The 264-nt window shown below is 67.8% G+C and carries 1 pseudogene; it reads right to left on the minus strand.

The window, feature by feature from the left end:
- Positions 1 to 264: pseudogene (locus tag GUI70_RS23525) on the minus strand (hypothetical protein); the annotation flags it as partial.

The following is a 264-nucleotide window of genomic DNA, read 5'->3' on the forward strand; positions in this document are numbered from 1 at the left end:
GAGGCGCACGCCGCCGTCCGCCGTCTTCACCGCCTCGGTCTTGATGCGCTCTCCCGATCCCGAGCGGCTGACCCGGTTGTAGACCTGGTCGTAGAGGCCCTCGAAGGCGCCGCCGCAGACGAACATCATCTTGCGGGTGTCGATCTCCACCGTCTGCTCGCGGTCCTTCTCGCCGTCGAAAGCGTGCAGGCGATAGGGCACGCGCTCGCCCTCCATGAGGGTGAGCAGGCCCTGCTGCAGCACGACGCCGATCGGGTTGGGCTT

Source organism: Deinococcus alpinitundrae, from assembly GCF_009982895.1.
In the GTDB taxonomy this organism is placed as follows: domain Bacteria; phylum Deinococcota; class Deinococci; order Deinococcales; family Deinococcaceae; genus Deinococcus; species Deinococcus alpinitundrae.